At 67.8% G+C, this 26064-nt stretch carries 23 protein-coding genes; 11 read left to right on the forward strand and 12 right to left on the reverse strand.

All coding sequences use genetic code 11. The features are described from left to right. Positions 1-391 precede the first annotated feature (391 nt). On the forward strand, positions 392-1921 hold the full coding sequence (locus ACNFIA_RS00545; protein WP_416782527.1) for an NCS1 family nucleobase:cation symporter-1: 1530 nt from the start codon (positions 392-394) through the stop codon (positions 1919-1921). Between the two features lie 34 nt (positions 1922-1955). Here the strand turns inward: ACNFIA_RS00545 and pcaD are convergent, their stop codons facing one another. Continuing rightward, positions 1956-2753, reverse strand: a complete 798-nt coding sequence (pcaD, locus tag ACNFIA_RS00550; protein ID WP_416782528.1) for a 3-oxoadipate enol-lactonase — start codon at positions 2751-2753, stop codon at positions 1956-1958. Positions 2754-2848: 95 nt separating this feature from the next. Between pcaD and ACNFIA_RS00555 the strand changes: the two genes are divergently transcribed. Beyond that, positions 2849-3724 (forward strand): LysR family transcriptional regulator, encoded by an 876-nt coding sequence (locus ACNFIA_RS00555; RefSeq protein ID WP_416782530.1) that lies wholly within the window; start codon positions 2849-2851, stop codon positions 3722-3724. Here ACNFIA_RS00555 and ACNFIA_RS00560 read toward each other — a convergent pair whose 3' ends face one another. Then, entirely contained in the window at positions 3725-4477 is a 753-nt protein-coding gene (locus tag ACNFIA_RS00560; RefSeq protein ID WP_416782531.1) for a glutathione S-transferase family protein, read from the reverse strand. A gap of 185 nt (positions 4478-4662) precedes the next feature. Here ACNFIA_RS00560 and ACNFIA_RS00565 point away from each other — a divergent pair, with 185 nt between their 5' ends. The 3 genes from ACNFIA_RS00565 (at position 4663) to ACNFIA_RS00575 (ending at position 8736) form a co-directional block, all read left to right on the forward strand. Then, a complete protein-coding gene (locus ACNFIA_RS00565; protein ID WP_416782989.1) occupies positions 4663-5166 on the forward strand; it encodes an RNA polymerase sigma factor in 504 nt (167 codons plus the stop codon). Then, entirely contained in the window at positions 5163-6125 is a 963-nt protein-coding gene (locus tag ACNFIA_RS00570) for a FecR domain-containing protein (protein ID WP_416782532.1), read from the forward strand. The genes ACNFIA_RS00565 and ACNFIA_RS00570 overlap by 4 nt, the downstream gene beginning before the upstream one ends. A 202-nt stretch (positions 6126-6327) precedes the next feature. Further along, complete coding sequence (locus tag ACNFIA_RS00575) at positions 6328-8736, forward strand: TonB-dependent siderophore receptor (RefSeq protein WP_416782533.1); 2409 nt, start codon at positions 6328-6330, stop codon at positions 8734-8736. 433 nt (positions 8737-9169) lie between these two features. On the opposite strand, the gene ACNFIA_RS00580 is transcribed toward ACNFIA_RS00575, so the two are convergent. Beyond that, on the reverse strand, positions 9170-10036 hold the full coding sequence (locus ACNFIA_RS00580; RefSeq protein WP_416782534.1) for a protein phosphatase 2C domain-containing protein: 867 nt from the start codon (positions 10034-10036) through the stop codon (positions 9170-9172). A gap of 81 nt (positions 10037-10117) precedes the next feature. Between ACNFIA_RS00580 and ACNFIA_RS00585 the strand changes: the two genes are divergently transcribed. Next, the gene (locus ACNFIA_RS00585) at positions 10118-11068 is read left to right on the forward strand and encodes a lyase (RefSeq protein ID WP_416782535.1); all 951 of its coding nucleotides are present in this window, start codon (positions 10118-10120) and stop codon (positions 11066-11068) included. A 31-nt stretch (positions 11069-11099) separates the two neighbouring features. Then, positions 11100-11723: a glutathione S-transferase family protein gene (locus tag ACNFIA_RS00590; RefSeq protein WP_416782536.1), complete on the forward strand. Its 624-nt coding sequence runs from the start codon at positions 11100-11102 to the stop codon at positions 11721-11723. Positions 11724-12037: 314 nt separating this feature from the next. Here the strand turns inward: ACNFIA_RS00590 and ACNFIA_RS00595 are convergent, their stop codons facing one another. The 5 genes from ACNFIA_RS00595 to ACNFIA_RS00615 form a co-directional block, all read right to left on the reverse strand. Further along, complete coding sequence (locus ACNFIA_RS00595) at positions 12038-12337, reverse strand: hypothetical protein (protein ID WP_416782537.1); 300 nt, start codon at positions 12335-12337, stop codon at positions 12038-12040. Between the two features lie 11 nt (positions 12338-12348). Further along, positions 12349-13791, reverse strand: a complete 1443-nt coding sequence (gene creD / locus ACNFIA_RS00600) for a cell envelope integrity protein CreD (RefSeq protein ID WP_416782538.1) — start codon at positions 13789-13791, stop codon at positions 12349-12351. A gap of 643 nt (positions 13792-14434) precedes the next feature. Further along, positions 14435-15850: a two-component system sensor histidine kinase CreC gene (gene creC, locus ACNFIA_RS00605; RefSeq protein ID WP_416782539.1), complete on the reverse strand. Its 1416-nt coding sequence runs from the start codon at positions 15848-15850 to the stop codon at positions 14435-14437. Next, positions 15850-16539, reverse strand: coding sequence for a two-component system response regulator CreB (creB, locus tag ACNFIA_RS00610; RefSeq protein WP_416782540.1), 690 nt, complete (start codon positions 16537-16539; stop codon positions 15850-15852). The genes creC and creB overlap by 1 nt, the downstream gene beginning before the upstream one ends. 65 nt (positions 16540-16604) lie before the next feature. Then, positions 16605-17141: an ATP-dependent zinc protease gene (locus ACNFIA_RS00615; RefSeq protein WP_416782541.1), complete on the reverse strand. Its 537-nt coding sequence runs from the start codon at positions 17139-17141 to the stop codon at positions 16605-16607. A gap of 135 nt (positions 17142-17276) precedes the next feature. Between ACNFIA_RS00615 and ACNFIA_RS00620 the strand changes: the two genes are divergently transcribed. Then, complete coding sequence (locus ACNFIA_RS00620) at positions 17277-18176, forward strand: acyltransferase (protein ID WP_259758897.1); 900 nt, start codon at positions 17277-17279, stop codon at positions 18174-18176. Positions 18177-18182: 6 nt separating this feature from the next. On the opposite strand, the gene ACNFIA_RS00625 is transcribed toward ACNFIA_RS00620, so the two are convergent. Continuing rightward, entirely contained in the window at positions 18183-18743 is a 561-nt protein-coding gene (locus tag ACNFIA_RS00625) for a DUF2780 domain-containing protein (protein ID WP_259758895.1), read from the reverse strand. A 97-nt stretch (positions 18744-18840) separates the two neighbouring features. Continuing rightward, on the reverse strand, positions 18841-19383 hold the full coding sequence (locus tag ACNFIA_RS00630; protein WP_259758893.1) for a DUF2780 domain-containing protein: 543 nt from the start codon (positions 19381-19383) through the stop codon (positions 18841-18843). A 287-nt stretch (positions 19384-19670) separates the two neighbouring features. Between ACNFIA_RS00630 and mdtD the strand changes: the two genes are divergently transcribed. Continuing rightward, complete coding sequence (mdtD, locus tag ACNFIA_RS00635) at positions 19671-21107, forward strand: multidrug transporter subunit MdtD (RefSeq protein ID WP_259758891.1); 1437 nt, start codon at positions 19671-19673, stop codon at positions 21105-21107. On the opposite strand, the gene ACNFIA_RS00640 is transcribed toward mdtD, so the two are convergent. Next, positions 21108-21620, reverse strand: coding sequence for an ATP-dependent zinc protease (locus ACNFIA_RS00640; RefSeq protein WP_259758889.1), 513 nt, complete (start codon positions 21618-21620; stop codon positions 21108-21110). A gap of 105 nt (positions 21621-21725) precedes the next feature. Beyond that, positions 21726-21938 (reverse strand): cold-shock protein, encoded by a 213-nt coding sequence (locus tag ACNFIA_RS00645; protein ID WP_015475193.1) that lies wholly within the window; start codon positions 21936-21938, stop codon positions 21726-21728. Positions 21939-22260: 322 nt separating this feature from the next. Between ACNFIA_RS00645 and dbpA the strand changes: the two genes are divergently transcribed. Next, a complete protein-coding gene (gene dbpA / locus ACNFIA_RS00650) occupies positions 22261-23637 on the forward strand; it encodes an ATP-dependent RNA helicase DbpA (RefSeq protein ID WP_259758888.1) in 1377 nt (458 codons plus the stop codon). A 227-nt stretch (positions 23638-23864) separates the two neighbouring features. After that, positions 23865-26060 carry a YccS family putative transporter gene (gene yccS / locus ACNFIA_RS00655; protein ID WP_416782542.1) on the forward strand — a complete coding sequence of 732 codons (2196 nt, stop codon included), beginning with the start codon at positions 23865-23867 and terminating at the stop codon, positions 26058-26060. Positions 26061-26064 lie beyond the last annotated feature (4 nt).

The following is a 26064-nucleotide window of genomic DNA, read 5'->3' on the forward strand; positions in this document are numbered from 1 at the left end:
GCAGAAGGGAGCCCGCCCCATCGCCGACGGGGCTCATCCCGCGCCGGATTGAACCTGTAGGAGCGCGCCACGCGCGCGATCGCGGGCATGGCCCGCTCCTACAAGGATGTAGCAGAGCAAGGCGTAACGCATGTGCACAATTATTGTGTACAAATCCCCCACCCCCGCACATCCGAGGGGCGTCACTAACTTGACTCCTAAGTCAATGATTGCAATGGAGAATTGATTTCTCGACCACGTGGACAGCCGCGCACGCCACACCCAACAAGGGCTGCAGCAGATTTGTCGGCTTAGCGAATGAAAGCTGGCGGCGGGAGAGCTGCCGCGCTGGCACGCTTCTAGCTTTGCACACAAACCACAAAAAGCCGTGCATACAAAAGCCGAGTAGCCCATGAACTCCAGCCCTACCCACCTGTCCGGCGTTTCCCCTGTCCAACCAGCCGACAACGGCACCTGCGCGAAACCCCTCGCACCGACCCTCAGCCCGCGCCTGTACAGCGCCGACCTGGCGCCGACCAAGGCGGCCGGTCGCAGCTGGGGCCGCTACAGCCTGTTCGCACTGTGGACCAACGATGTGCACAACATCGCCAACTACTCCTTCGCCATCGGCCTCTTTGCCCTGGGCATGAGCGGCGCGCAGATACTCGCCGCCTTCGCCCTCGGCGCGCTGGTGATCTATGGCCTGATGAACCTGTCCGGCTACATGGGCCAGAAGACCGGCCTGCCCTACCCGGTGATGTGCCGCATCAGCTTCGGCATTCATGGCGCGCAGGTGCCGGCGCTGATCCGTGCGGTGATCGCCATCGCCTGGTTCGGCATCCAGACCTACCTCGCCTCGGTGGTCCTGCGCGTGCTGCTCACCGCCATCGCGCCGAGCCTGGCGGCCTATGACCAGGACGCGATCCTCGGCCTGTCGACCCTGGGCTGGATCACCTTCTTCGGCATCTGGTGCGTGCAGCTGGTCATCTTCGCCTACGGCATGGAAATGGTGCGCCGCTACGAATCCTTCGCCGGCCCGATCATCCTGGTCGCCTTCGCCAGCCTCGCCGGCTGGATGTACTGGCGCGCCGGCCTGTCGATTTCCTGGTCCAGCGGCAATGCCCCGAGCGGCTCGACCATGTGGCTGAAGGTGTTCGGCGCCGCCGCGCTGTGGGTGTCGCTGTACGGCACCATGATCCTCAACTTCTGCGACTTCACCCGCAACTGCGCGGACCGCCGCACCATCAGCGTGGGCAACTTCTGGGGGCTGCCGGTGAACATGCTGGGCTTCGCGCTGATCGCCGTGGTGCTGGCCGGCGCGCAGTTCAGCATCGACGGCAAGCTGGTGCAGAACCCCACGGAAATCGTCGCCGCCATCCCCAGCACCTTCGGCCTGGTGCTGGCCTGCCTGGCGTTCCTCATCGTCACCGTGGCGGTGAACATCATGGCCAACTTCGTCGCCCCGGCCTACGTGCTCACCAACCTCGCGCCGAACCTGCTGAACTTCCGCCGCGCCGGCCTGCTCAGCGCCACCATCGCCGTGCTGATCCTGCCCTGGCACCTGTACAACAGCCCGGCGGTGATCGTGTACTTCCTCGGCGGGCTGGGCGCACTGCTCGGCCCGCTGTACGGGATCATCGTCACCGACTACTACCTGGTGCGTCGCAGCCGGGTGAACCTCCCCGAGCTGTACAGCGAGAGCCGCGAGGCCGCCTACCACTACAGCGGCGGCGTGAACCTGCGCGCGGTGGCAGCGTTCGTCCCGGCCGCGCTGATCGCCATCGTGCTGGCCCTGGTGCCGGCGTTCGATGCGCTGTCGCAGTTCTCCTGGTTCTTCGGCGCCGGTCTCGGCGCGCTGATCCACTACACCCTGGCCGACCGCAAGCGCCCCTATGCGGACGTCTGCGGCGAGGCCATCGCGGTGGATGCCGCGCACCATTGAGCCCCACGAGGCCGCCCCAGGCGGCCTTGTTGATTCAGGGCGCCAGCAGGAAATCCAGCACCGCGCCTTCGAATTCGCGGGGAAACTCGATGTTCGACAGGTGCACCGCCGGTAGCGTGAGCAGGCGCGCGCCAGGGATGACCTGGGCGATCAGCTCGCTGTGACTGGCGGCGGTCACCGTATCGAACTGCCCGGCAATCACCAGCGTGGGCAGGCGGACGTCGCGCAGCGCGGTGCGCAGGTCGGTCTCCTGCACGGCGGCAAACGAACCGGCCAGCCCGTGCCGGTTGGTCGCCAGCAGCGTGGCGCGGAAGGGTTCCACCTCCGGCCGCTGCGCCTGCAGCCAGGCCACCGGGAACCAGTTGGCGAGGAAGGTCTGCGCCGTGCCCTGCATATCCTCCGCCGCCAGCACCTCGGCGATGCGCGCATCCCACTGTTCCTGCGGGCCGAGCCAGGCGGACGTGTTCGCCAGCACCAGGCGCTCGATGCGTTGCGGCGCGTTCAGCGCCAGCCACTGGCCGACGAAGCCGCCGAGGGAAAGCCCGAGGAAATGCGCGCGCTGCACGCCGAGCGCATCCAGCAGCTCGATCACGTCCTCCGCCAGGCGCGCCAGCGGATAGCGACCGGAGGGAACGCTGGAGGCGCCGTGCCCGCGCGCGTCGTAGCGCAGCACGCGGAAATGCTCGCCGAACGCGGCGATCTGCCCGTCCCACATGTGCAGGTCGGTGCCGATGGAGTTGGACAGCACCAGCAGCGGCCCCTCGGCGGGGCCGTTCAGCCGGTAGGCGATGCGGGCGTTGTCGCGGGTGGTCAGGTAGCGCAGTGGGCTCATGGCGGCCTCTCCTCAGGGGGAATGACGCGAGGCTAGTTGCGGCGCCGCTTCAGAGAAATTACAAAGAATGGACGATCTCTGTCAGGAAAGCTGACATGCACGATTTCACCCTGCACGACCTGCAGTGCTTCGACGCCGTGGTCGAATCCGGCGGCTTCCAGGCCGCCGCCCAGCGTCTGCACCGCTCGCACCCAGCGGTGTTCGCCGCTATCGCCCGGCTGGAGCGGCAGCTCGGCGTCGAGCTGCTGGACCGCAGCGGCTACCGCGTCGCCCTGACTGCCGCTGGCGAATCCTTCCACCGCCGCGCCCAGGGCCTGCTGCGCGAACTGGGCCATCTGCGCGACCACGCCGCGCACCTGGCCGCCGGCGAGGAGAGCGCATTGCGCGTGGTGCTCGGCGACTTCTGCCCGCGCCCCGCCCTGCTGGAAAAACTCGCGCGCTTCTTTGCCACGCAGCCGCACACCCGCCTGCAGCTGTACTTCGAAAGCGTCAGCGGGCCGCTGGAGCGGCTGCTCGATGGCGACGCCGAACTGATCCTGCACCGCGTGGACAAGGCCGACCCGCGACTGGAATGGCTGGACATGGGCAGCGTGGACTTCCTCCCGGTGATCGCCCCGACATTGCTGGCGGGCAGGCGGGACATCGGCCCTGCGCAACTGCGCGCGCTCACCCAGTGCGTCATGCGCGACAGCGCCCGGCATTCGCCGCCGGTGGACTACTTCACCCTCGACGGCGCCCCGCAATGCACGGTGCCGGACCAGGCCATGAAGAAGGAACTGGTGCTGCATGGCCTGGCCTGGGGCCACCTGCCGCGCCACCTGATCGAAGAAGAATTGGCCGCCGGCCGCCTGCAGGATCTCAGCGGCCCGCAGTTGCCCGGCCGCCGCGAGGAATGGGTCGCCGCGCGCCTGCGCGACCGTGCCCACGGCCCGGTGGCGCAGCGGCTCTGGCGCTTTTTGCAGGAGGCCTGATCAGCTGCGGCTCATCGGCCCGCGCACCGGTTGTTCGCGCATCAGGCTGACGTCGCTGACCGGCGCGCCCGCGGCAATCAGCGCCTCGCGCTGCTGAAGGATGGGTGTGCGGGCGATGGCCAGCTCGAATCGATGCAGCTTCTGGAAGGCTGGCAAGGCGAAGGCGCTTTCCAGCATCGCTGCCAGTTTCGGCCAGCGCTGGGCGTCCAGCGGGTAGCGGGCGAACTGCGCATTGCGCATGAAACAGGCGACGCTGATGTCGGCAATGGACAACTCGCCGAACAACCAGCCGCTGGCCGGCCACTGCGCCTCCAGGTATTCGAACACGGCCGGCAGGTCGTGCTGGTAGGTCTTCTCCAGCAGCGCCGCGTCCGGCTCGCGGCCCCAGACGCCGCGGCCGATCACCAGCTGGTCGAACAATTGCCAGATCACCACCTGGCCCATGCGGCTGTCGGCAAATTCCTCGATCCAGCGCGCACGGGCACGCTCGGCGATGTCCGCAGGGTACAACGCGGGCTGTGGATAACGTTCCTCCAGGTACTGGCAGATCACCGAGGAGTCGTTGAGCACCAGTTCGCCATCCACCAGCACCGGCACCTGGCGCAGCGGACTCAGGCGCTCGAACGCCTCGTTGCCGAAGAACGGCACGACGGAGTCGACGCGGTAGTCCACGCCCTTCATTTCCAGCAGCACCAGCGCCTTGCGCACGTAGGGCGAAAGGAAGGAACCGATGATCAGCACGGGGTCGGACATGGCGAGGTTTTCCGCGAAACAGGTCGCTCGAGTGTAGAACGGCCGCGAAAACCCGGCGACCGGCGGTCAAGCCGACGGGTGCCGATTGCGTGCGTGACTGCACTTTGCGATCATTTGCGAATAGTTATCGTTTTTGAACTTGATCCCATTTGGGTCATTGGGGGAGTAGCGTGTCGGCCATCCAGATGGGTAGCGGCGAACTCGTTGGCGCTTTGTATCGCGATCACCGCGACTGGCTGACTGCCTGGCTGAACCGCAGCCTGGGGTGTCCGCAGCGCGCCGAAGACCTCAGCCAGGACACCTTCGTGCGGGTGCTCGGCCGCCGCGAGCTGCCCTCCCTGCGCGAACCGCGTGCCTTCCTGGTGACGGTCGCCAAGGGCATCCTGGTGGACCACTGGCGCCGCGTGGCGCTGGAGCAGGCCTACCTCGACGCGCTGAAATGCCTGCCCGAAGCCGTGCAACCCTCCGCCGAGGAGCACTGCCTGATCCTGGCCGACCTGCGCGAGATCGACCGCCTGCTGGGCACGTTGTCCACCCGCGCGCGCAGCGCCTTCCTGCTCAACCGCCTGGACGGCCTGGGCCACGCCGAGATCGCCGAGCAACTGGGCGTATCCGTGTCGCGCGTGCGCCAGTACATCGCCCAGGGCCTGCGCCAGTGCTACATCGCGCTGTACGGCGAGCCGACGTGAAAGGACCGGTTTCCCTGCGGGTGCTGGACGAGGCGATCGGCTGGCAACTGCGCCTGGGCTCGGGCGAATCGCGCGCGGATGACGAAGCCGCGTTCGCCCGCTGGCACGCGGCGCACAGTGAACACGCCCGTGCCTGGAGCCAGCTGGGCATGCTCGACCGCCGCCTCGCCGGCGCCGCGCCCAAGGCCGCGCGCAACGCCCTGTTGCGCTCGCCGGGCGAGTCGCGGCGCAAGGTCCGCCGCCTGGCCGGCACCGGCTTGAGCCTGCTCCTGGTCGGCGCGCTGGCGCTGGGTATCGGCAACCGCTACCTGCCGGTGCGCTATGCCTTCGCCGACCTCGTCACCGCCACCGGCGAGCAACGCGAGCTGCGCCTGCCGGACAACACATTGTTGAAGCTGGACAGCCGCACCGCCGTCGACGTGCGCTTCGACGCCACGCAACGGCGCATCGTCCTGCTCAGCGGCGAAATCCTGGTGGAGACCGCCCATGGCGACAGCCGACCGTTCCTCGTCGAAACCGACGACGGGCGGCTGCGCGCCCTCGGCACGCGCTTTTTGGTGGAGCGCGACGAGGGCGACGGAACGCGGCTGAGTGTCCTGCAATCCGCCGTGGCCGCGCGGCCCGCGCAGCTGCCGGACGAACGCGTGATCCCGCAGGGCCAGCAGGTGCGCATGCGCGCCGACGGCTTCGACGCAGTGGCGCCCAACCGTGCCGGCGTCGATGCCTGGACCCGCGGCATGCTGGTGGTGGACAACGTGCGCCTGGCCGACCTGATCGACCAACTGGCGCGCTACAGCCCCGGCTACCTGACGCTGGACCCGGCACTGGCGGACCTGCGCATCACCGGCAGCTTCCCGCTGACGAACATCGACCTGGCGCTCGGCGCACTGGAACCCACGCTGCCGGTGCGCATCGAGAAGCACGGGCGGTGGTGGTCCCGCGTGGTGCCGCGCGGCTGAGATACAGCCTGTAGGAGCGAGCTTGCTCGCGAACGAACCTGCCCAGCGACGCCGACATCAAGGGTTCGCGAGCAAGCTCGCTCCTACGAAAAGCCGTTCTCCGCAACCACTGGGTACCTCTGGAAAAAATTTTCACTCCGCCCTATCACTTTTCCATTCTCGTTCGGCAAGGAGGCATCGAGAACCGTAGGAGTCGTTTTCAATGCGCCGCCCGTTCGAACTGTCCCTCCGCCCCTGCCTGCTGGCCACCGCCATCCTGCTGGCCACCTCGTCGGCCATCGCCGCCGAAACCGTGCGTGACTACCAACTGCCCGCCGGCCCGTTGGCCGGTACGCTCAACCGCATTGCCGCCGAAGCCGGCATGACGCTGAGCCTGGACCCGGCGCTGGCCCAGGGCCGCAACGCGCACGCCGTGCAAGGCCGCTTCGACGGCGCCGGCGCGCTGCGCCAGGCACTGCAGGGCAGCGGGCTGGAACTGGTGGAAAACGCATCGGGCAGCTTCAGCCTGCACCCGGCACCGAGCGACACCCTGTCGATGTCCGCCACCACCATCAGCGCCACCCAGGAAGACCCGGACGGCCCGGCGGTGGGCTACCTGGCCACCCGCACCCGCGCCGGCACCAAGACCGACACCCCGCTGCTGGAAGCGCCGCGCTCCATCTCCGTCGCCACCCGCGAGCAGATGCAGGACCGCAACGTGCAGAGCCTGGACGACGCGGTGCGCTACATGCCCGGTGTGATCGCCAGCAGCTACGGCAACGACACCCGTGCCGAGTGGCTCAAGGTACGCGGCTTCGAACCGACCCAGTTCCTCGACGGCCTGCCGCTGCCCAAGGGCGCGTACGTCATGCCCAAGCTGGAAACCTGGGACCTGGAGCGCGTCGCCCTGCTGCGCGGCCCGGCATCCTCGCTGTACGGCCAGACCCCGCCCGGCGGCCTGCTGGACATGACCAGTCGCCGCCCGGAAGCGCAGAGCAGCAATGAAGTGCAGCTGCAGGTCGGCAGCTACGAGCACAAGCAGATCGCCTTCGACAGCACCGGCAAGGTCGACGACGCCGGCAACCTGCTGTACCGCGTCAGCGGCGTGGTGCGCGACAGCAACACCCAGGTCGAACACGTCGACAACAAGCGCTACAACATCGCGCCGAGCCTGACCTGGAACGTCGACGACGACACCAAGCTGACCTTCCTCTCGCAGTTCAACCGCGACGATACCGGCATCACCAGCCAGTTCCTGCCGCTGCAGGGCACCAAGTTGTCCACCCCGGCGGGCGAGGTGCGCTACCACAAGAACCTCGGCGACCCGGACTGGGAGTTCTACGACAAGACCTACTACGCCCTGGGGTATGCCTTCGAGCACCGCATCAACGACGTCTGGCAATTCCGCCAGAACCTGCGCTACACCAAGAGCGACCTGTCGTTCCAGGGCATCACCGCCGGCGGCACCGCCACCTCGGTCAGCGACGACGGCACCCTGGCCCGTGGCGCCAACGTGGTGAACGAGGACATCAGCCAGTTCGCCATCGACAACAACCTGCAGGCCGATTTCGCCACCGGTCCGCTGCAGCACACCCTGCTGCTGGGCCTGGATCACCAGCGCGCCAATACCAACTACCAATGGCTGTACGGCACCGCGCCGGCCAGCAACATCAGCAAGCCGATCTACGGCCAGGACTTCAGCAACGTCGTCTACACCGCGTACAACGACTACAACCAGAAGATGCGCGACACCGGCCTCTACGCCCAGGACCAGATCGCCCTCGACAACTGGCGCCTGACCCTCGGCGGCCGCCAGGACTGGGCGCACACCGGCTCGAAGTTCTACAACGCCGGCGGCGCCACCGATACCCGCCGCGACAGCCAGTTCAGCGGCAACGCGGCGCTCAGCTATGTGTTCGAGAATGGCGTGGCGCCCTATGTGTCCTACGCCGAGTCATTCCAGACCGAGGCCGGCGGCACCAACGGCGCGGCCTTCGAGCCCAGCACCGGCAAGCAATACGAGCTGGGCGTGAAGTACCAGCCGGTGGGCACCGACCTGATGCTCAGCGCCGCGGTCTACGACCTGACCCGCAAGAACATCGTCCTCACCGGCAGCGACTTCATCAGCCGCCCGGTGGGCGAGGCGCAGGTGCGCGGCTTCGAGCTGGAAGCGGTGGGCAACGTCACGGAGAACCTCAAGGTGACCGCCGCCTACACCTACGCCAACAGCAAGATGACCAAGGTCGCCAACCCGCTGGACAAGAACCGTCCGTTGCCGCTCACGCCGGAGAACCAGGCCTCGCTGTGGGCCGACTACACCTGGCACGACGGCCTGCTCGACGGCTTCGGCCTGGGCTTCGGTACCCGCTACGTCGGCGAGACCCACAACATCGCCATCGGCAGCATGGGCTACGTTCGCGACAAGTCCGACGGCGATACCGGTTCCTACACCCTCTACGACGCCGCGGTGCACTACGACCTCGGCCGCCTGGACAACAGCCTCGACGGCCTGAACGTCGCGCTCAATGCCAACAACGTATTCGACAAGGAATACATCTCCACCTGCGACGGCTTCTACTGCTACTACGGCGACCGTCGCAACGTGGTGGCGAGCGTCAACTACAAGTTCTGACGGCCAGGAGATACCTGTAGGAGCGCGCCCTGCGCGCGGTCGTGGGCATGGCCCGCTCCTACAGGAGCACCCCGCTCCGGTGTTCCGGGAACGTAGGCTCGTGGGGCGCATAACGCGCCAGCGTTATCCGCCCTACGTTCCTGAGATATCGCGCGGGGGCTGCCCTCTCCCCCGCCCTGGCTGCACGCCCCGCTCCGAAGGGAGAGGGAGCTGTCCGTGCCGGCTGACGTCATGGATTCCTCCTGCACCGATCGGTCCCCTCTCCCTTCAGGGAGAGGGTTAGGGAGAGGGAAACACAGGCACGGATTTTCAGATGAAGACAGTCGCCCCTACAGTGGAGCAGCCCGCTCCGGTGTTTCAGGGGGCGTAGGAGCGGACCTTGTCCGCGATAGGCCGGCATCGCGCCGGATGCCATCGCGGACGGAGTCCGCTCCTACGCAACGCCCACCGTCACCTCTCCCCACACCACGCTCGCATCGTCATGGATCTTCAGGCGCGGATAGGCCAGCGCCTGGTCGTCGGCGCCTTCCAGCGCGCGCAATTCGTCGATCAATGCTTCCACCCCGCGCTCGGGCAGGGCCGCGAACAGCGCATCCAGGTCATAGCGGCGGAAGTCCAGCAGCCGGTCGAAACCATCGCTCACCAGCATGAAGGCCCTCAGCCCCGCCGGGTCGAGCACCCGGCGCTGCACATGGGGAATCCAGCGTTCGCTCGGGTCGAGGCACCAGTAGCCTTCCGGCGTATTGGCCAGTGCGCGATTGCGCCGCACCCATTCGCGGCTGGCTTGCCAGAGTTGCGCGTGGCTCCAGTCCGGGTTCGCCTCGCGCAGCGCCAGCAGGCGTTGCACCGATTGGCGATCGATCTCTTCCAGCGGCGTATCGCCGAAGCTCTCCACGCGGCCGTCGCCCCAGGCCAGGTGGATGGAGGTGTCGCAGAGGTTGAGCAGCTCCAGCGAACCATCGCCCAGCACGCGCAGCAGGCTCAGGCACGCGGTGGGCAGGTTGAGATCCAGGTTCACCGCCACGCCGGAGTCGCGCTGGAAATCCGCGGCAATGCCCGCCTGCAATTGCGCCAGCAGATCGTCCGTGGGCCGATGCGGCTGCTCCTCCAGCAGCCGCTGCAGGTGCGCATTGGCGCTCTGCGCCAGCCAGCGTGCATCGCTGTCGCCGCCCACCAGGCCGCGTCCGAGGCTGGTCGCGCCATCGAGCACCCAGGCCGCCTGCGCGGTGTAGCCGATGGCATCGTCGTTCACCGGCGAACCCTGGCGGCAGGCTGCCCCCCGTACGGAAATCGTCGTCACAAGCGGTTCTCCTTCATTTCGTCGGCCACACTGACCGGCGTACAGTCTCATCACCGTCCGGACTCTGCCAAGGAGAGCCCCATGCTTCGCGCCCTGCCCCTGCTGCTCGCCGGCCTGCTGCTGGCCACCGGCGCCGCTGCCGCCCAGGTGAAATACTTCGATCTGCCCAAGGGCTCCGGCCCCCACGACGTAGCGCCCACCGAGGACGGCAAGGTCTGGTACACCGCGCAGAAGCTCGGCGTGCTTGGCCGGCTCGACCCGCAGACCGGGCAGACCGAGCAGGTCAGCCTGGGCAAGGGCTCCAGCCCCCACGGCGTGATCGCCGACGGCAACGGCGACGCCTGGATCACCGACAGCGGGCAGAACGCCATCGTCCATGTGGACGCCCAGCGCCTGGGCGTGGAAGTCATCGCGCTACCCAAGGAAGCGGCCAACGCCAACCTCAATACTGCGGTATTCGATGACGACGGCGTGCTGTGGTTCACCGGGCAGAACGGTTTCTACGGCCGCTACGATCCAGACAGTCGCGACCTGAAGGTGTGGGCGGCGCCGCGCGGCAAGGGCCCGTACGGCATCGCCGTGGCACCGGACGGCGGCATCTGGTACGCCTCCCTGGCGGGCAACTACATCGGCCAGGTCGACGGCATCGCAGGCAGCGCCACCGCCGTCGATGCCCCCAACAAGGACGCCGGGCAGCGCCGCCTCTGGGCCGACTCCGTGGGGCGCTTGTGGGTCAGCCAGTGGAGCGCCGGCAGCCTCGCGCGCCTGGACCCCAGCGACAACCAGTGGAAAACCTGGAAGCTGCCGGGCGATCATCCGCAGCCCTATGCGCTGTATGTCGATGCCATGGACCAGGTATGGCTGAGCGACTTCGCCAGCAATGCGCTGCTGCGCTTCGACCCGCAGAGCGAGCAGTTCACCGCCTTCCCCAGCGACCACGACCACGCCAACGTCCGCCAGCTGGCGGGCCGGCCCGGCGAGGTGTGGGGGGCCGAATCCGGCACCGACCGCCTGGTGCTGATCCACGATTGAACCCAAGACCGAACCCCAGGAGTTGCTGTCGATGAGTACCCGTCCCGTCCTGTTCCACGCCGCCGCTTCGCCCTTCGTGCGCAAGGTCATGGTCCTGCTGCACGAAACCGGCCAGGTCGACGGCGTGGAGCTGTACGCCGCCGTCCACACGCCCATCGCGCCGGACGCCGGCGTGCTGCACGACAACCCCGCCGGCAAGATTCCCGCCCTGCGCCTGGCCGACGGCCAGACCCTGCACGACAGCCGGGTGATCCTCGACTACCTCGACCAGCAGCACGACGGCGAGCCGCTGATTCCCCGCGAGGGCGCGGCGCGCTGGCGGCGCCTCACCCTGGCCTCGCTGGCCGACGCGGTGCTCGATGCCGCCGTGCTGATCCGCTACGAAACCGCCATGCGCCCGGCGGAAAAGCACTGGGACCAATGGCTGGAAAACCAGCAGCTGAAGATCACCCGCACCCTCGCCTACTTCGACGGCCCGGCCCATGCCGAACTGGCCGGGCGCTTCGACATCGCCGCCATCGGCGTGGCCTGCGCCCTGGGCTACCTGGACTTCCGCCAGCCACACTGGGACTGGCGCGCCGACTACCCGCAGCTGGCGACATGGTTCGCCGAGGTCAGCCAGCGGCCGTCGATGCAGGCCACGGTTCCGGCCTGAATCATCGATGGGTATCGCTGCGCTCCACCCATCCTACGCCGAGCACGCCTGAGGTCGCGCCGGTTGCTGCCAGACCTGCCAGCCGGCACCGCCCAGCTCACTCTCCCCCTGAGCGGGGCGCGCCGCCAGGATTGGCGTGAGGGGGACAGCCCCGTGCCAGAAGCCACGGGGCGCCTCCGACCGCCGCACCACCCCGCGCTGGAATCGCTCATCGCGCACCGGGCGCCGCTCCGGCCCTTGCTCGAACAACCCGGCAATCCGCCGCGCCAGCCGCCGCCCCAGCTCGCGCTCCTCGCGCAATCCGCGCCAGGCACTCATGACGACTTACCCAGCCGGTAGATCGGCAGCGCCAGCAACAGGCCGAGCTGCGCCACGCCCATGCACATCTCCAGGAAGGAGCGCACATGGGGGTTGTGCGACGCGTCCTCGACGCCGGTGACCTGCGTCCACAGCTCGCCCGGCAGCAGCAACGCCAGGTGCGCCAGCGGCTTGCCGGTGGCGACCAGCAGGGCGATCCAGTCGAAGCGGCCGAGCAGCATCAGCACCGGCAGGCACAGGCCGCTGAGCAGCAGGCCGACGAACAGGCTCAGGGAAAAACGCATCAGGTTCGGCATCTCCAGTCTCCTCAGCGCTGTACGCGCACCTCGTCCAGGGAAAACTCCAAGTCATCGCCACGGGGCTTGCCGATGCCGTACCAGTCCAGGCGACGGGTCAGCACCATCACGCCGCCGAGCACGCCGAACAGCAGCAGCGAGCCCATCAGCAAGGCGTAGTCCTCGGCACTGAGCAGCGCGTAGAGCATCCCGTAGAGCCCGGCCAGGCCCAGGCTGAAACCGGCGCCGCGCCACAGGCTGCGCAGCACGTGGCAGAGGTAGAAGCCGATCAGCCCGACGCAGGCGCCCGCGGACAGCAGGTACGCCAGCTCGAAGCCGACATGCTCGCTAAGCGACAGCAGGAGCAGGTAGAACAGCGCCAGCGCCATGCCCACCAGGGCGTACTGAATGGGGTGCACCGCCAGGCGCTTGAGCACTTCGAAGAGGAAGAAGCCGGCGAAGGTGAGGACGATGAACAGCAACGCGTACTTCACCGCCCGGTCGGTCTTCAGGTACTGGTCCACCGGGTCCACCAGCGCCACGCCGAAGCGGTGCTGGCCGAACTCGTTGCACTGCGCGGAACTGGCGCCGGCGGCATCCGGATCGACCGCGTCGACCGCACGGGCAACGTCGGCCCGAACCGGCGCGGTGCAGGCGCGCAGCTGGTCCTCCAGATTGGTGGCGAAGAAGCTGGTGCGCCAGCGCGCACTGAAGCCGGCGTCGCTGATGCTGCGTTCGGTGGGCAGGAACTCGCCACCGAAGCTGGGGTGCGGCCAGTCCGACACCAGGTTGACCTGGCTGTCGCGCCCCACCGGGGTGATGTCCAGACGGCTGCTGCCCAGCAGCGAGAGCTCGAAGGCGTAGTCGAAGCGCTGCTCGCGGTCGCTGGCCTTGAACGGCAGCACCGCGTGCACGCCATTGCCGAGGAACCGGCTCTGGGTGCCCGGCTGGAAGTCGCGCAGCTCGTCACCGACCTTCAGCTTGGGCGCGTTCTCGATGCCGCGCACATCACTGATCCCCACGGCCAGCAGCGGGTCGTCGAAGCGGTAGCTGTCCAGGTCGCTGGTGATGCCGTAGTGGGCCGGCAGCACGAAGCTGCCGCTGACCTGGCCATCGACATGGTACAGGCGCGCCTCGTAGATGCCGCGATGGCGCAGCTCGGTGCGCATCTGTCCGTCGAGGCTGAAGACCTCCGGCAGGAAGTACAGCCGCCCGCGCACCTCGCGCTCCTGCAGCACGCGCTGCTGGCTCGCCTTGTCCAGGCGCCAGCTGCGGATCGTGCGGGTGTAGGGCACCACCACCAGCGGGCCGGTGAGCTGCTGGCTGTAGCTGGCGCTGCGGGCGATGTCCTGCAGGACCTCGTCGCGGTAGTTCTGTCGCTCGTCGACGAGGCCGTCGATCATCAGCAGGGGGATGAGCAAGAGGACGATCAACAGCGCGATGGCGCCGAGCTTGAGGCCGAGGTGGCGATTCATCGAAGGCTTCTCCGTGGTTGGACGACGGAGCAAGCCTGCGCCCCTCGCGTGGGGGCGCTTGGGCGGGAATGTAGAGACTATGTGGGATTTGTGTGGCGTTTGATGGATAAGAGCGGATGCGGCCGCGAGCCGGCGGTGACCTACCGCGAACAACGTCCGCCAGCAGGTCGCTCGACGTTCCAATCGGCCCTCACCCTAACCCTCTCCCGGAGGGAGAGGGAACCGTTCGGCGTAGGATGAAAATATGGCTTCAGCCGGCACGGCCTGCCCCCTCTCCCGCCGGGAAAGGGCTGGGGTGAGGGGAGGCGCGGGGCACTGCACGTGCCGGAAAAGACAGCTGCTTCTACGCAGGAAGCAGCAAACCCACCGCCCCACCGGCAACTCACCGCCATGCAGCACCGCCACCTCGGCGAGGCTTTTCGTAGGAGCGAGCTTGCTCGCGAACCAACTCCAGAGTGGGGCTGTTCGCGAGCAAGCTCGCTCCTACAACGGCAAGAGCAAGCTTGCGCGAACACCACCCGCGACGTTCTCCACCCGCAACTCACCGCCATGCGGCACCGCTACCTCGGCGACGCTTTTCGTAGGAGCGAGCTTGCTCGCGAACCAACTCCGTAGCTGGGGCTGTTCGCGAGCAAGCTCGCTCCTACAAAGGCAAGAGCAGGCTTGCGCGAACGCCACCCGCAACGTTCTCCACCCGCAGCTCACCGCCATGCAATGCCGCCACCTCGGCGACGAAATTCAGGCCGAGGCCAGTGCTCTTGCGTCCACTGACCGGCCGCGGCAGCGAGTAAAAGCGCTCGGTCAGGCGCGGCAGGGCGAACGCCGGGATGGCGTCGCCCTCGTTGAACACCTCGATCCGCCAGCCGTCGCCCTCGGGCTGTGCGTCGAAGCGGATCAGGCCGCCCGCCGGGGTGAAGTCCAGCGCGTTGTCCAGCAGGTTGCCCAGCGCCTGGCGCAACAGAAAGCGCTCGCCCACCACGCTCGCCTGGGGCGCAATGGCGTTCTCCAGACGCACGCCCTGCACCCGCGCCAGACGTTCGTCGACCAGTTGGTCCGCCAGCTCATGCAGGGCCACCGGCACCGGTTCCTCCAGCCCCTGGCGCTGTTCCACCTGGGCGAGATTGAGCAGCCGTTCGATCAGTTGCTGCAGGCGCTCGCTCTCCCCGGCGATGTTGCCGACGAAGCGCGCGCGCTGCTCGGCGGGCATCTCGCCTTCGAGCAGTTCCGCCGCGCCGCGGATCGCCGCCAGCGGGCTCTTCAGTTCGTGGGTCAGGGTATGCACGTAGCGTTCGACGTAATCCTTGCCCTCCAGCTGCACACGCATGCGCTCCACCGCGCCGGCCAGCTGCGCCATCTCGCCGCCCCGGTAGCGCGGCAACTCGGCGCGGCGGCCTTCGCTGACGGCCTGGGCGTAGCGGGTCAGGCGATCCAGCGAGCGGCTCAGCCACCACGACAGCCCCGCCCCCACCAGCAGACCGAGCACGATCAGCCCGGCGCCGAGCCAGGCCAGGCGCCGCTGCGAGCGGTCGATGTAGGGCTGCAGGGTGCGGTTGGGCTTGGACACCGAGACCACGCCGATGATTTTCTCGCCATCGCGGATCGGCGCGGCGACGTACATCACCGAGGACTCCGGGTCGTCCGCCGACTCGCGGCTGGAGCGCGCACCGTACTGGCCCCTGAGCGTCCGGTAGACGTCGTTCCAGCGCGAGTAGTCCTGCCCAACGGCCTGGCCGAGGGAATCCAGCAGGACGATGCCGCGCGCGTCGGTGACATAGATGCGGTGGTTCACCGCGGTCTTGTTCACACCCCAGATGTCCGCCTGCGGACTGCGCGCGCCATAGGCGCGGAGCATGGCGGGCAGCTGGCTCTGGTCGAGGGTGCCGCGCTTCACGTCGGCCTGGAGGATTTCGGCCAGCAGGTTGGCGGTATCCACCAGCGTCTCTTCGCTGGACTGGCGCACGCCGGGGCGGATCTCGTCCATCACCGTGCGCAGCACGAACCAGCCGGTCAGCCCGACGAAGAAGAAGTAGACCAGGAAGATCCGCAGCGACAGACGCATCAGCGCTTGTCCGGCGCGTAGCTGTAGCCCAGGCCGCGGTGGGTCTGGATCGGTTCGGCAGCCGGGGCGACCTGGCGCAGCTTGGCGCGCAGGCTCTTGATGTGGCTGTCGACGTTGCGCTCGTAGCCGGCATCGGCGGCGACGCCCAGGGCGTCGAGCAACTGCTCGCGGCTGAACACCCGCTCGGGGCGCGCCAGCAGCGTTTGCAGCAGGCGGAATTCGTGACGGGTCAGGGCCAGCGCGTGGCCGTGGTAGCGGATCTGGACGCGCTCTTCATCCACCTCGAACGGGCCGTTGCCGGCGGGAGCCTGGGCCGCGACGTCGCGCGGGGCAGTGCGCTTGAGGATGGCCTTGACCCGTGCGGCGACCTCGCGCGGGCTGAAAGGCTTGACCACGTAGTCGTCGGCGCCGATCTCCAGGCCCACCACACGGTCGATCTCGGCGTCGCGCGCGGTGAGGAAGATCACCGGCACCTCGGAGAAGCGCCGCAGTTGCTTGCAGGCCTCGAAGCCACTGATGTCGGGCAGGCCGACGTCGAGGATGACCAGGTCGAAGGGTTCGCGCTGCAAGCGCTCCAGGGCGAGGCCGGCGAGGCTCAGCCAGGTGGCCTGGAAACCTTCGGCCTGCAGCGCGTAGAGCAGCGTGTCGGCGATGGCGGCTTCATCTTCGACGATGAGGATATGGGGCATGGGATTCCGATTCCCGGGACAATCCCGGAAGGGTCCATCATGCCCCGCGCCGCGTCAATCGAGGATCAGGAGCAGTCCGGCTTGCCGGCGACGAAGCGCTCGCCCGCGTCGACCGCGACGTGGAACTTGCGCAGGCCCTTGGCGCCCATGAGGAACGGGTAGTTGAAGTGGCTGCGGTCGGTGAGGTTGACCTCGATGGTGCGCTGGTCGCCGCCCAGGCAGACCGGCAGCTCGATCACCGGGCGCTGGCTGAGGCCGGGGCTGGCTTCTTCCTCGTCGTCCTCGCCGGCGCCTTCGGAGCGGTTCTTGATCTTCGAGATGCGTGCGAGCTTGTGCTCGTACACCGAGTCGCCGCCGTCCTTGGTGGCCAGCTTGAAGCGCACCCAGTCCTCGCCGTCGCGCTGGAAGATCTGGATGTCCTTGGCCGACAGCGAGGAGGTGTAGGCGCCGGTGTCCATCTTGGCCTGCAGGGTCTGGTCGAGTTCGGGCAGGCTGACCCATTCGTAGCGGCCGTAGGTTTTGGTGTCGCCGGCCTGTGCCAGGCCGGGCAGGACCGCTGCGCCAAGGGTGAGCAGCGAAAGCAGAGCGAGGGCGCGTTTCACGCGGAATCTCCGGGGGTGGAATACGTCGCATAGGACTAGCACGGCAGCCATTGGTTCGCCATATCCCCGCCGCTTGGGCCGGAACCATTGTCTGCGTATCATGACCGCGCCACCGTCGCACAAGGAATGTAATCCATGCGGGCACGCCCCCTGCAAACGCTGGCCGGTGTCATCGCCAGCCTCCTGCTGTTGCTCAACACCCTCATCCTGATCGGGCCGATGATGCTGATCGCTCTGCTCAAGCTGGTGGTCCCCGGCCAGACCGCGAAGGACGCCTGCTCGCGCGGGGTGATGTGGATCGCCGAGACCTGGGCGGAAATCGACAAGGCCATCTTCGCCCTGATGACCCCGACCGTCTGGGACATCCGCGGCGGCGCGCAACTACGCGGCGACACCTCCTACCTGGTGATCAGCAACCACCAGTCCTGGGTCGACATTCCCGCGCTGGTGCAGGCCTTCAATCGCAAGACGCCGTATTTCAAGTTCTTCCTCAAGAAGGAGCTGATCTGGGTGCCCTTCCTCGGCCTGGCCTTCTGGGCGCTCGACTACCCCTTCATGAAGCGCTACAGCAAGGCGTTCCTGGAGAAGCACCCGGAGCTCAAGGGCAAGGACCTGGAAATCACCAAGGCCGCCTGCGAGAAGTTCAAGCGCATGCCGGTGACCGTGGTGAACTACCTCGAGGGCACGCGCTTCACCCCGGCCAAGCAGGCCCAGCAGCAGTCGCCCTACCAGAACCTGCTGCGGCCCAAGGCCGGCGGCGTGGCCTTCGTGCTGGCCGCCCTGGGCGAGCAACTCGATACCCTGCTGGACGTCACCCTGGTCTACCCCAAGGGCCCGCGCCCGGGCTTCTGGGACCTGCTGTGCGGGCGCGTGCCGCGGGTGATCGTCGACATCCAGGCACGGGAAATCGATCCCGCGCTGTGGCAGGGCGACTACGAGAACGACGCGGAATTCCGCCAGTACGTGCAGAACTGGGTGTCGCGGTTGTGGGAGCAGAAGGACGCGCGCATCGAGCAGCTGCGCCAGGAGTTCTGACGCGCCCTACGCGCCCCGCCCGGCGACCGGCGCAGCCGGCGTCAGCGGGGCCTTGGGCGTGCCCCAGAGTCCGCCGAGCGTGCCCAGCAACTGGTTGCTCAGGCCCTGCTCGGTGAAGTAGTCGAGGATCACCCCGGCGAAGCGGCCGATCATCGACTGGTCCATGCCCAGCACGCCGAAGATCTGGTCGACGTCCTGCAGGTTGTTGATCCCGCCCAGCAGCGCCGCGGCGTTGCCCAGCCCACCGAAACCGCCCAGCGCCCCGCCCAGGTCGCCCAGCGAACTGTTGCCGGCGAGCTGGTCGAGGTTCGGCAGGGATTTCTGCAACTGCGCGGTGTCGGTGTCCTTCAGGCTGTTCATCGCCATGGCCAGCAGGGCGCCCGTCCCGCCGATGGCCTGCTGCTCGCTCACCCCCAGCTGCCGCGTCAGGTTGCCCAGCAACACGTTGGCCGCTGGCGGCACCTCCTGCGTCTGCCCGACTGGCTCGCTGGTGTCGGTGAAGGTGGCGGCGAACACGGGGGAAATGGCCAGGCAGGCGGCCAGGAAGACGACGGAACGGGTGGGCATCGACGGCTCCGGAAAGCGGTTGTCCGGCCCCAGGGCGGAGCCGGATCGTCGATAGGACCGGGGCGCGGTGCGGCGGTTCCGCACCGCCCGGCGGATATCAGGCGCCACTGCCCCAGAGGCTGCCCAGGGTGCCGAGGAGGTTGCTGTTCAGGCCCTGCTTGCCGAGGTAATCGAGCAGCACGCTGGAGAATTTGCCGGTCATGCCCTGGTCCATGCCCAGCGCGCCGAAGGCCTGGTTCACGTCGCCCATGCTGCTGACGTTGCCCAGCAGGCCGCTTGCGGCGCCGCCGCCGAGGTTGCCGAGCTGCCCGCCCAGGCCGCCCAGGGCGTTGCTGCCGGTGAGCTTGTCGAGGCCGGGAACGGTCTTCGCCAGTTGTGAGTAATCGGCGGTGCTCAGCTTGTTCTTCGCCAGGCCCAGCAGTGCGCCGGTGCCGCCGAGCGCCTGTTCGTCGCTGACGCCGAGCTGGCCGGTGAGGGCATCGAGCAGGCCGCTGGTCTGCGGCGTGGAGGCGACGCGGGAGGTGTCGTTGCCGGTCGCGCCGGACACCGCCTTGGCGGCATCGCCCAGGTTGAAGGCAAATGCGGAGGAAGCCGCCAGCAGGGCGGCCAGTGCGAGAGTGACGCGGGGTTTGACGGACATCGCTGGCTCCAAGGGAATACCGGACGCCATATCGACCGGGTGCCGGGTGGGTTGTTCCGCGGTGGCCGGCGACAACCGGGAAAAGCACGGTACGTTCACAGCGCCGCCACGCGACGCCGTTCACCGGTGGTGCCGGGGAACTTCCCCGGCGCCGTGGGCGACGTGGTCATTCGGAACAATCACATCGGACGGATCCGCAGCCGCTGTCGTACTTCACGCGCACCGATTTCTCCCGCAATCGCCAAAGTTTCCCTAAGCTAGAGCCATCCCCGCCCGACGGACCGACCATGAGCGAACCCTTCATCCTCACGCCCCGCGTGGCCCGCCTGCTGCCCTGGCTGGTGGCCATCGCCTTCTTCATGCAGGCCCTGGACGGCACCATCCTCAACACCGCGCTGCCGAGCATGGCCCGCTCCCTGGCAGAGGACCCGCTGCGCATGCAGGGCGTGGTGATCGCCTACCTGCTCACCGTGGCGCTGCTGATCCCCTCCTCCGGGTGGATTTCCGACCGCTTCGGCACGCGCCGGGTGTTCCTCTTCGCGATCTTCCTGTTCAGCCTGGGCTCGCTGCTCTGCGCGCTGTCCACCAGCCTCGGCACCCTGGTCGCTGCCCGCGTGGTGCAGGGGATCGGCGGCGCGCTGATGATGCCGGTCGGGCGCCTGGTGATCCTGCGCGTGTACCCGCGCACGGACCTGGTGCGCATCCTCAGCTTCGTCACCATCCCCGGCCTGCTCGGCCCGCTGGCCGGCCCGACACTGGGCGGCTGGCTGGTGGAGTACGCCAGCTGGCACTGGATCTTCCTGATCAACCTGCCGGTGGGCCTGGTCGGCTTCATCGTGGCCCTGCGCCTGATGCCGGACCTGCGCGGCGTACGCGCAACGCGCTTCGACTCGATCGGCTTTTTGCTGTTCGGCGGCGCCATGGTGCTGATCACCATCGCCCTGGAGGGCCTGGGCGAACTGCACATGCCCCACGTGCGCGTGGTCCTGCTGCTGGTGGGCGGGCTGGTACTGCTGGCGGCGTACTGGCTGCGCGCGCTGCGCATCGAGGCGCCCCTGTTCCCGCCGGCGCTGTTCCGCACCCGCACCTTCGCCGTGGGGGTGCTGGGCAACCTGTTCGCGCGCCTGGGCAGCGGCTCCCTGCCCTTCCTCACGCCGCTGCTGCTGCAGGTCGGCCTGGGCTTCTCGCCCTCGCGAGCGGGGATGACGATGATCCCGATGGCGCTGTCGGCCATGGTCATCAAGTCGCTGGCCCGGCCGCTGCTGGACCTGTTCGGCTACCGCAAGCTGCTGGTGAGCAACACACTGCTGCTGGGGGCGATGATCGCCAGCCTCGGGCTGGTGGACCAGAACACCTCGTACATCCTGCTGCTGGTGCAACTGGCGGTGCTGGGCGGGATCAACTCGCTGCAGTTCACCGCGATGAACACCCTGACCCTGATCGACCTGCGCGACGACAATGCCAGCGCCGGCAACAGCCTGCTGTCGGTGGTCATGCAGCTGTCCATCGGCATGGGCATCGCCTGCGCGGCGGCGCTGCTGGGCGGCTTCACGGGGGATCAGGAAAGCGTGCAGGACGACGTGCTGTCAGCCTTCCACGCCACCTACTTCAGCGTCGGCATTCTCTCGATGCTGGCGGCGGCGATCTTCTTCCAGCTCAACGCCGAAGACGGCCGCACCACGCCACGCCGGGTCGAACCGGAGCATGGCGTGGAGGAGCACTGATCAGGGCTTGCAGGTGGGCGCGACGGTCTGGGTCTTCGAAGCGTCCACCGCGCCCAGGTGTTCCAGGGTGCGACGCCCCAGCAGTACCGGGTAGTCCAGGGTCTGGCGGTCACGCAGGGTGAACTGCTCGCGGTAGACCTTGCCGCCCAGGCACACGTCCATCAGCACCACCGGGCTGCGCTCGACGCCGCCCTCGGTCTTGAACTTGAGCACGCGCTCGACGCGCCGCTCGAAGGGCAGGCGCTGCTCCTTGCCGGTGGCCGGGTCGGTGAGCATCACGTCGTACTGCACCCAGCGCTCGCCGTTCTTCTTGATCCGGGTGATGTTGCGCGCATCCATCACCGAGGTCTGCGCGCCGGTATCCAGCTTGGCCTTGAGGGGCGCCTGCTCGGGCATCAGCGTGAGCGTCTCGACCCAGCCCCAGGTCGTGGGCTGCGCAGGCGCGTCGGCGGCCACGGCGCTGCCGGACACGAGCAGGCCGGCGAACAGCAGGCGAAAGGCGGAAAAAGGCATGGATGGCAGCTCCGGAAGTTCGATGGCAGTAACGTGGCATTGCCATAGGCAATAAAAAACCCCGGATGTTTCCACCCGGGGTTCTTTGGCTGACGCCAGGGGATCTTAGTTGATCACCTGTACGCGCTCGGCCTGCATGCCTTTCTGGCCCTGCACGACTTCGAAGCTGACTTTCTGGCCTTCGGCCAGGGTCTTGAAGCCGTTACCTTCGATAGCGCGGAAGTGAACGAATACGTCCGGGCCGCTTTCCGGGGTAATGAAGCCGTAGCCTTTGGTTTCGTTGAACCACTTGACGGTGCCGTTCTGACGATTCGACATGGTGTTCTCCTTGGAACATATTTTGAAAATTAGCCACGAATGGCCAGGAACTGAGTTGCAAGGAGTTACAAGGAGTCGAGCAGGACGGGGTGGAATAACCGACCGCATCAGGTCACGATCGACGGCGACCCATGCAAACACAGTCCGGGAACTCTACGACAAAAATTCGCGGAAAGCGAATCTCTTGAAAAAACCGTTTATCGGCACTTCGGGAAATTCGGACGAGTGGCCTCAAACCCTTGCCATATCGGCTTCTCAGCCCTGCTGAGGGTGCTCTTCCTGCTACACTGCGCGGCCATATGGATTCACCCGGGCTCCCTTCGTGACCACCTCTGCATTTTCCAGCCTCGCGCTGTCGGCCGACCTGCTGGCCAACCTCGACTCCCTCGGCTACCGCGAGATGACGCCGATCCAGGCCGCCGCGCTGCCGGCGATCCTCAAGGGCCGCGATCTCATCGCTCAGGCCAAGACCGGCAGCGGCAAGACCGCCGCCTTCGGCATCGGCCTGCTCAGCCCGCTGAATCCGCGCTACTTCGGCTGCCAGGCGCTGGTGCTGTGCCCGACCCGCGAGCTGGCCGACCAGGTGGCCAAGGAAATCCGCCGCCTGGCCCGGGCCGCCGACAACATCAAGGTGCTGACCCTCTGCGGCGGCGTGCCCTTCGGCCCGCAGATCGGCTCGCTGGAGCACGGCGCCCACGTCGTGGTAGGGACGCCCGGGCGCATCCAGGAACACCTGCGCCGCGGCACCCTGAAGCTCGACGGCCTCAACACCCTGGTGCTCGACGAAGCCGACCGCATGCTCGACATGGGCTTCTACGACAGCATCGCCGACATCATCGGCCAGGCGCCGGCGCGTCGGCAGACCCTGCTGTTCTCCGCCACGTACCCCGAGGGCATCGGCCAACTGGCGGCGAAGTTCCTGAAGAACCCCGAGCGCGTGGAAGTGGAAGCGCTGCACGACGACAGCCAGATCGAGCAGCACTTCTACGAGATCGATGCGAAGCAGCGCCTGGATGCCGTCGTGCGTCTATTGCAGCATTTCCGCCCGCAGTCGTGCGTCGCCTTCTGCCATACCCGCCAGCAGTGCACGGAAGTGGTCGAGCAACTCACGGCGCGCAAGATTTCCGCCCTGGCCCTGCACGGCGACCTGGAGCAGCGTGAGCGCGACCAGGTGCTGACCATGTTCGCCAACCGCAGTTGCAGCGTGCTGGTCGCCACCGACGTGGCCGCGCGCGGGCTGGACATCGCCGCGCTGGAAGCGGTGATCAACGTAGAGCTGTCGCGCGATGCGCAGGTCCACGTGCACCGCATCGGCCGCAGCGGCCGCGCCGGCGAGAAGGGCCTGGCGCTGTCGCTGGTGACGCCGGCCGAGGCCAGCCGCGCCCAGGCCATCGAAGACCTGCAGGGCGCGCCGCTGAACTGGGAGCGCATCGACTTCCTCAAGGCCAACGACGCCCCGCTGCTGCCGCCGATGACCACCCTGGCCATCGCCGGCGGGCGCAAGGACAAGCTGCGCCCCGGCGACATCCTCGGTGCGCTGACCGGCGATGCGGGCCTCAAGGGCACGCAGGTCGGCAAGATCGCCATCTTCGACTTCCAGGCCTTCGTCGCCGTCGAACGCGACGCCGCCAAGCAGGCGCTGAAGCACTTCAACGAAGGCAAGATCAAGGGTCGCTCGTTCAAGGCGCGGATTCTCTGATCCCACCCAAGGCGATCGATCAGGTAGCCCTGTAGGAGCGAGCTTGCTCGCGAACGGGCTATCCGGTAGCGCCAGTACGGGGCGGTTCGCGAGCAAGCTCGCTCCTACAGGTTGGCCCCGCGCTGCCGCTCCTGCGCAGGCGACATCCAACCTGTCGCGCTCGCGATAGCAGCGCGGCAGACGTTCCGCTAGTCTGAGCAGCAGACATACGGAAGTCCCGCACGCGCATGTTCTCCTCCCCTCTGCTCCAGTCTCTGCGGCGCCTCTGGGCGCTGGACAAGTTCGCCTACAGCCTGCGGGTGTTCGTCGCCCTCAGCGGGGTCATGCTCGCCTGCTGGCTGCAAGGGCAGCCGGCGCTGGTGATCCCGCTGTTCCTCGGCGTCATCGCCAGCGCCCTGGCGGAAACCGACGACCACTGGCTGGGCCGGCTGCAGGCGCTGCTGGTGACCCTGGCGTGCTTCACCATCGCCGCCTTCGCCGTGGAGCTGCTGTTCCCCTACCCGCCGCTGTTCGTCGCCGGCCTTGCGCTCTCGACCTTCGCCATGACGCTGCTCGGCGCCCTGGGCGAGCGCTACGCCGCCATCGCTTCGGCGACCCTGATCCTGTCGATCTACACCATGATCGGCGTCGACCAGCGCGGTGGCACGCCCACCGACTTCTGGCGCGAGCCGCTGCTGCTGGTCGCCGGCGCGCTCTGGTACGGCCTGCTTTCGGTGCTGTGGAACGCGCTGTTCGCCAACCAGCCGGTGCAGCAGAGCCTGGCCAAACTGTTCCTGGAGCTGGGCGAGTACCTGAAGATCAAGTCGACCCTGCTCGAGCCGCTGCGCCAGCTCGACGTCGAGGCCCAGCGCCTGGCCCTGGCGCGGCAGAATGGCCGGGTCGTGGTGGCGCTCAACCAGGCCAAGGAAACCATCCTCGCGCGCCTGTCCCACGGGCGCCCGAGCCCGAAGATCAGCCGCTACCTGAAGCTCTACTTCATCGCCCAGGACGTCCACGAACGCGCCAGCTCCTCGCACTATCCGTACAACCAGCTGGCCGAGGCCTTCTTCCACAGCGACGTGCTGTTCCGCTGCCAGCGTCTGCTCAACCAGCAGGGCAAGGCCTGCAAGGCGCTGGCGAAGGCGATCCAGCTGCGCCAGCCGTTCGACTACAACGACAGCGAACTGGCCCTGGCCGACCTCAACGCCTCGCTGGACTACCTGCGCCAGCAGGGCAACCCGGCCTGGCGCGGCCTGCTGCGCTCCCTCGGCGCGCTGGCGGCCAACCTCACCACGCTGGATAGAAAGCTCACGGGGGCGAGCAACCCCGACATGCTCGACGACGAGCAGGACAGCACCCTGCTGGACCGCTCGCCGCGCTCCCTGAAGGATGCGCTGGAGCGCATCCGCCTGCAGATCTCGCCGACCTCGCTGCTGTTCCGCCATGCCCTGCGCCTGTCGCTGGCGCTGGCCGCCGGCTACGGTGTGCTGCACCTGATCCACCCGACCCAGGGCTACTGGATCATGCTCACCACGGTGTTCGTCTGCCAGCCGAACTATGGCGCCACGCGCATCCGCCTGGTGCAGCGGATCCTCGGCACGCTGGTCGGCCTGGTGGCCGGCTGGGCACTCATCGACCTGTTCCCCAACCCGCTGATCCAGTCACTGCTGGCGGTGGTCGCGGGGGTCGCCTTCTTCGCCACGCGGAGCACGCGCTACACCCTGGCGACGGCGGCGATCACGCTGCTGGTGCTGTTCTGCTTCAACCAGGTGGGCGACGGTTACGGGCTGATCCTGCCGCGCCTGTTCGATACCCTGCTCGGCGCCGTGATCGCCGGCATCGCGGTGTTCCTGGTGCTGCCCGACTGGCAGGGGCGCAGCCTGCACCGGCTGGTCGGCGGCACCCTGGCCTGCAACAGCCGCTACCTGCGCGAGATCATGCAGCAGTACGCCAACGGCAAGCGCGACGACCTGGCGTACCGCACCGCCCGGCGCAATGCGCACAACGCCGACGCGACGCTCTCCACCACGCTGTCGAACATGCTGCTGGAGCCCGGCCACTTCCGGAAGGACGCGGAGATCGGCTTCCGCTTCCTGGTGCTCTCGCACACCCTGCTCAGCTACCTCTCCGCCCTCGGCGCGCACCGCCACCAGCTGCCGCCGGACGTCAACGACGAGCTCATCGCCGAGGCGGCCGAACGCCTGACCCACAGCCTCGACGACATCGCCGCGCGCCTCAACGAGCGGCGCCCGGTGGACATCTACAGCGACGCGGAAGAGGCCCTGGCCAAGCGCCTGGAAGAGCTGCCCGAGGAGCAGGACGACGCCCACCGTCTGGTGCAGACCCAACTGGCACTCATTTGCCGGCAGCTCACGCCCCTGCGCACCCTGGCGGCGCACCTGCTGAAGAAGGACATCGGCGCGGAACAGGCCGAGACGGCCTGAGCAC

The organism is Pseudomonas sp. NY15437 (assembly GCF_048068435.1).
GTDB lineage: Bacteria > Pseudomonadota > Gammaproteobacteria > Pseudomonadales > Pseudomonadaceae > Pseudomonas > Pseudomonas nitroreducens_B.

Excerpts from the sequence above, each read along its gene's own strand:
- creB (WP_416782540.1), bottom strand. The coding sequence starts at position 16,539 with ATGCCCCATATCCTCATCGTCGAAGATGAAGCCGCCATCGCCGACACG.
- mdtD (WP_259758891.1), top strand. The coding sequence starts at position 19,671 with ATGAGCGAACCCTTCATCCTCACGCCCCGCGTGGCCCGCCTGCTGCCC.
- creD (WP_416782538.1), bottom strand. The coding sequence starts at position 13,791 with ATGAATCGCCACCTCGGCCTCAAGCTCGGCGCCATCGCGCTGTTGATC.
- creC (WP_416782539.1), bottom strand. The coding sequence starts at position 15,850 with ATGCGTCTGTCGCTGCGGATCTTCCTGGTCTACTTCTTCTTCGTCGGG.
- ACNFIA_RS00625 (WP_259758895.1), bottom strand. The coding sequence starts at position 18,743 with ATGCCCACCCGTTCCGTCGTCTTCCTGGCCGCCTGCCTGGCCATTTCC.
- ACNFIA_RS00545 (WP_416782527.1), top strand. The coding sequence starts at position 392 with ATGAACTCCAGCCCTACCCACCTGTCCGGCGTTTCCCCTGTCCAACCA.
- ACNFIA_RS00620 (WP_259758897.1), top strand. The coding sequence starts at position 17,277 with ATGCGGGCACGCCCCCTGCAAACGCTGGCCGGTGTCATCGCCAGCCTC.
- pcaD (WP_416782528.1), bottom strand. The coding sequence starts at position 2,753 with ATGAGCCCACTGCGCTACCTGACCACCCGCGACAACGCCCGCATCGCC.
- ACNFIA_RS00565 (WP_416782989.1), top strand. The coding sequence starts at position 4,663 with ATGGGTAGCGGCGAACTCGTTGGCGCTTTGTATCGCGATCACCGCGAC.
- ACNFIA_RS00560 (WP_416782531.1), bottom strand. The coding sequence starts at position 4,477 with ATGTCCGACCCCGTGCTGATCATCGGTTCCTTCCTTTCGCCCTACGTG.
- ACNFIA_RS00585 (WP_416782535.1), top strand. The coding sequence starts at position 10,118 with ATGCTTCGCGCCCTGCCCCTGCTGCTCGCCGGCCTGCTGCTGGCCACC.
- ACNFIA_RS00595 (WP_416782537.1), bottom strand. The coding sequence starts at position 12,337 with ATGCCGAACCTGATGCGTTTTTCCCTGAGCCTGTTCGTCGGCCTGCTG.
- ACNFIA_RS00590 (WP_416782536.1), top strand. The coding sequence starts at position 11,100 with ATGAGTACCCGTCCCGTCCTGTTCCACGCCGCCGCTTCGCCCTTCGTG.
- ACNFIA_RS00630 (WP_259758893.1), bottom strand. The coding sequence starts at position 19,383 with ATGTCCGTCAAACCCCGCGTCACTCTCGCACTGGCCGCCCTGCTGGCG.
- yccS (WP_416782542.1), top strand. The coding sequence starts at position 23,865 with ATGTTCTCCTCCCCTCTGCTCCAGTCTCTGCGGCGCCTCTGGGCGCTG.
- ACNFIA_RS00575 (WP_416782533.1), top strand. The coding sequence starts at position 6,328 with ATGCGCCGCCCGTTCGAACTGTCCCTCCGCCCCTGCCTGCTGGCCACC.
- ACNFIA_RS00645 (WP_015475193.1), bottom strand. The coding sequence starts at position 21,938 with ATGTCGAATCGTCAGAACGGCACCGTCAAGTGGTTCAACGAAACCAAA.
- ACNFIA_RS00555 (WP_416782530.1), top strand. The coding sequence starts at position 2,849 with ATGCACGATTTCACCCTGCACGACCTGCAGTGCTTCGACGCCGTGGTC.
- ACNFIA_RS00640 (WP_259758889.1), bottom strand. The coding sequence starts at position 21,620 with ATGCCTTTTTCCGCCTTTCGCCTGCTGTTCGCCGGCCTGCTCGTGTCC.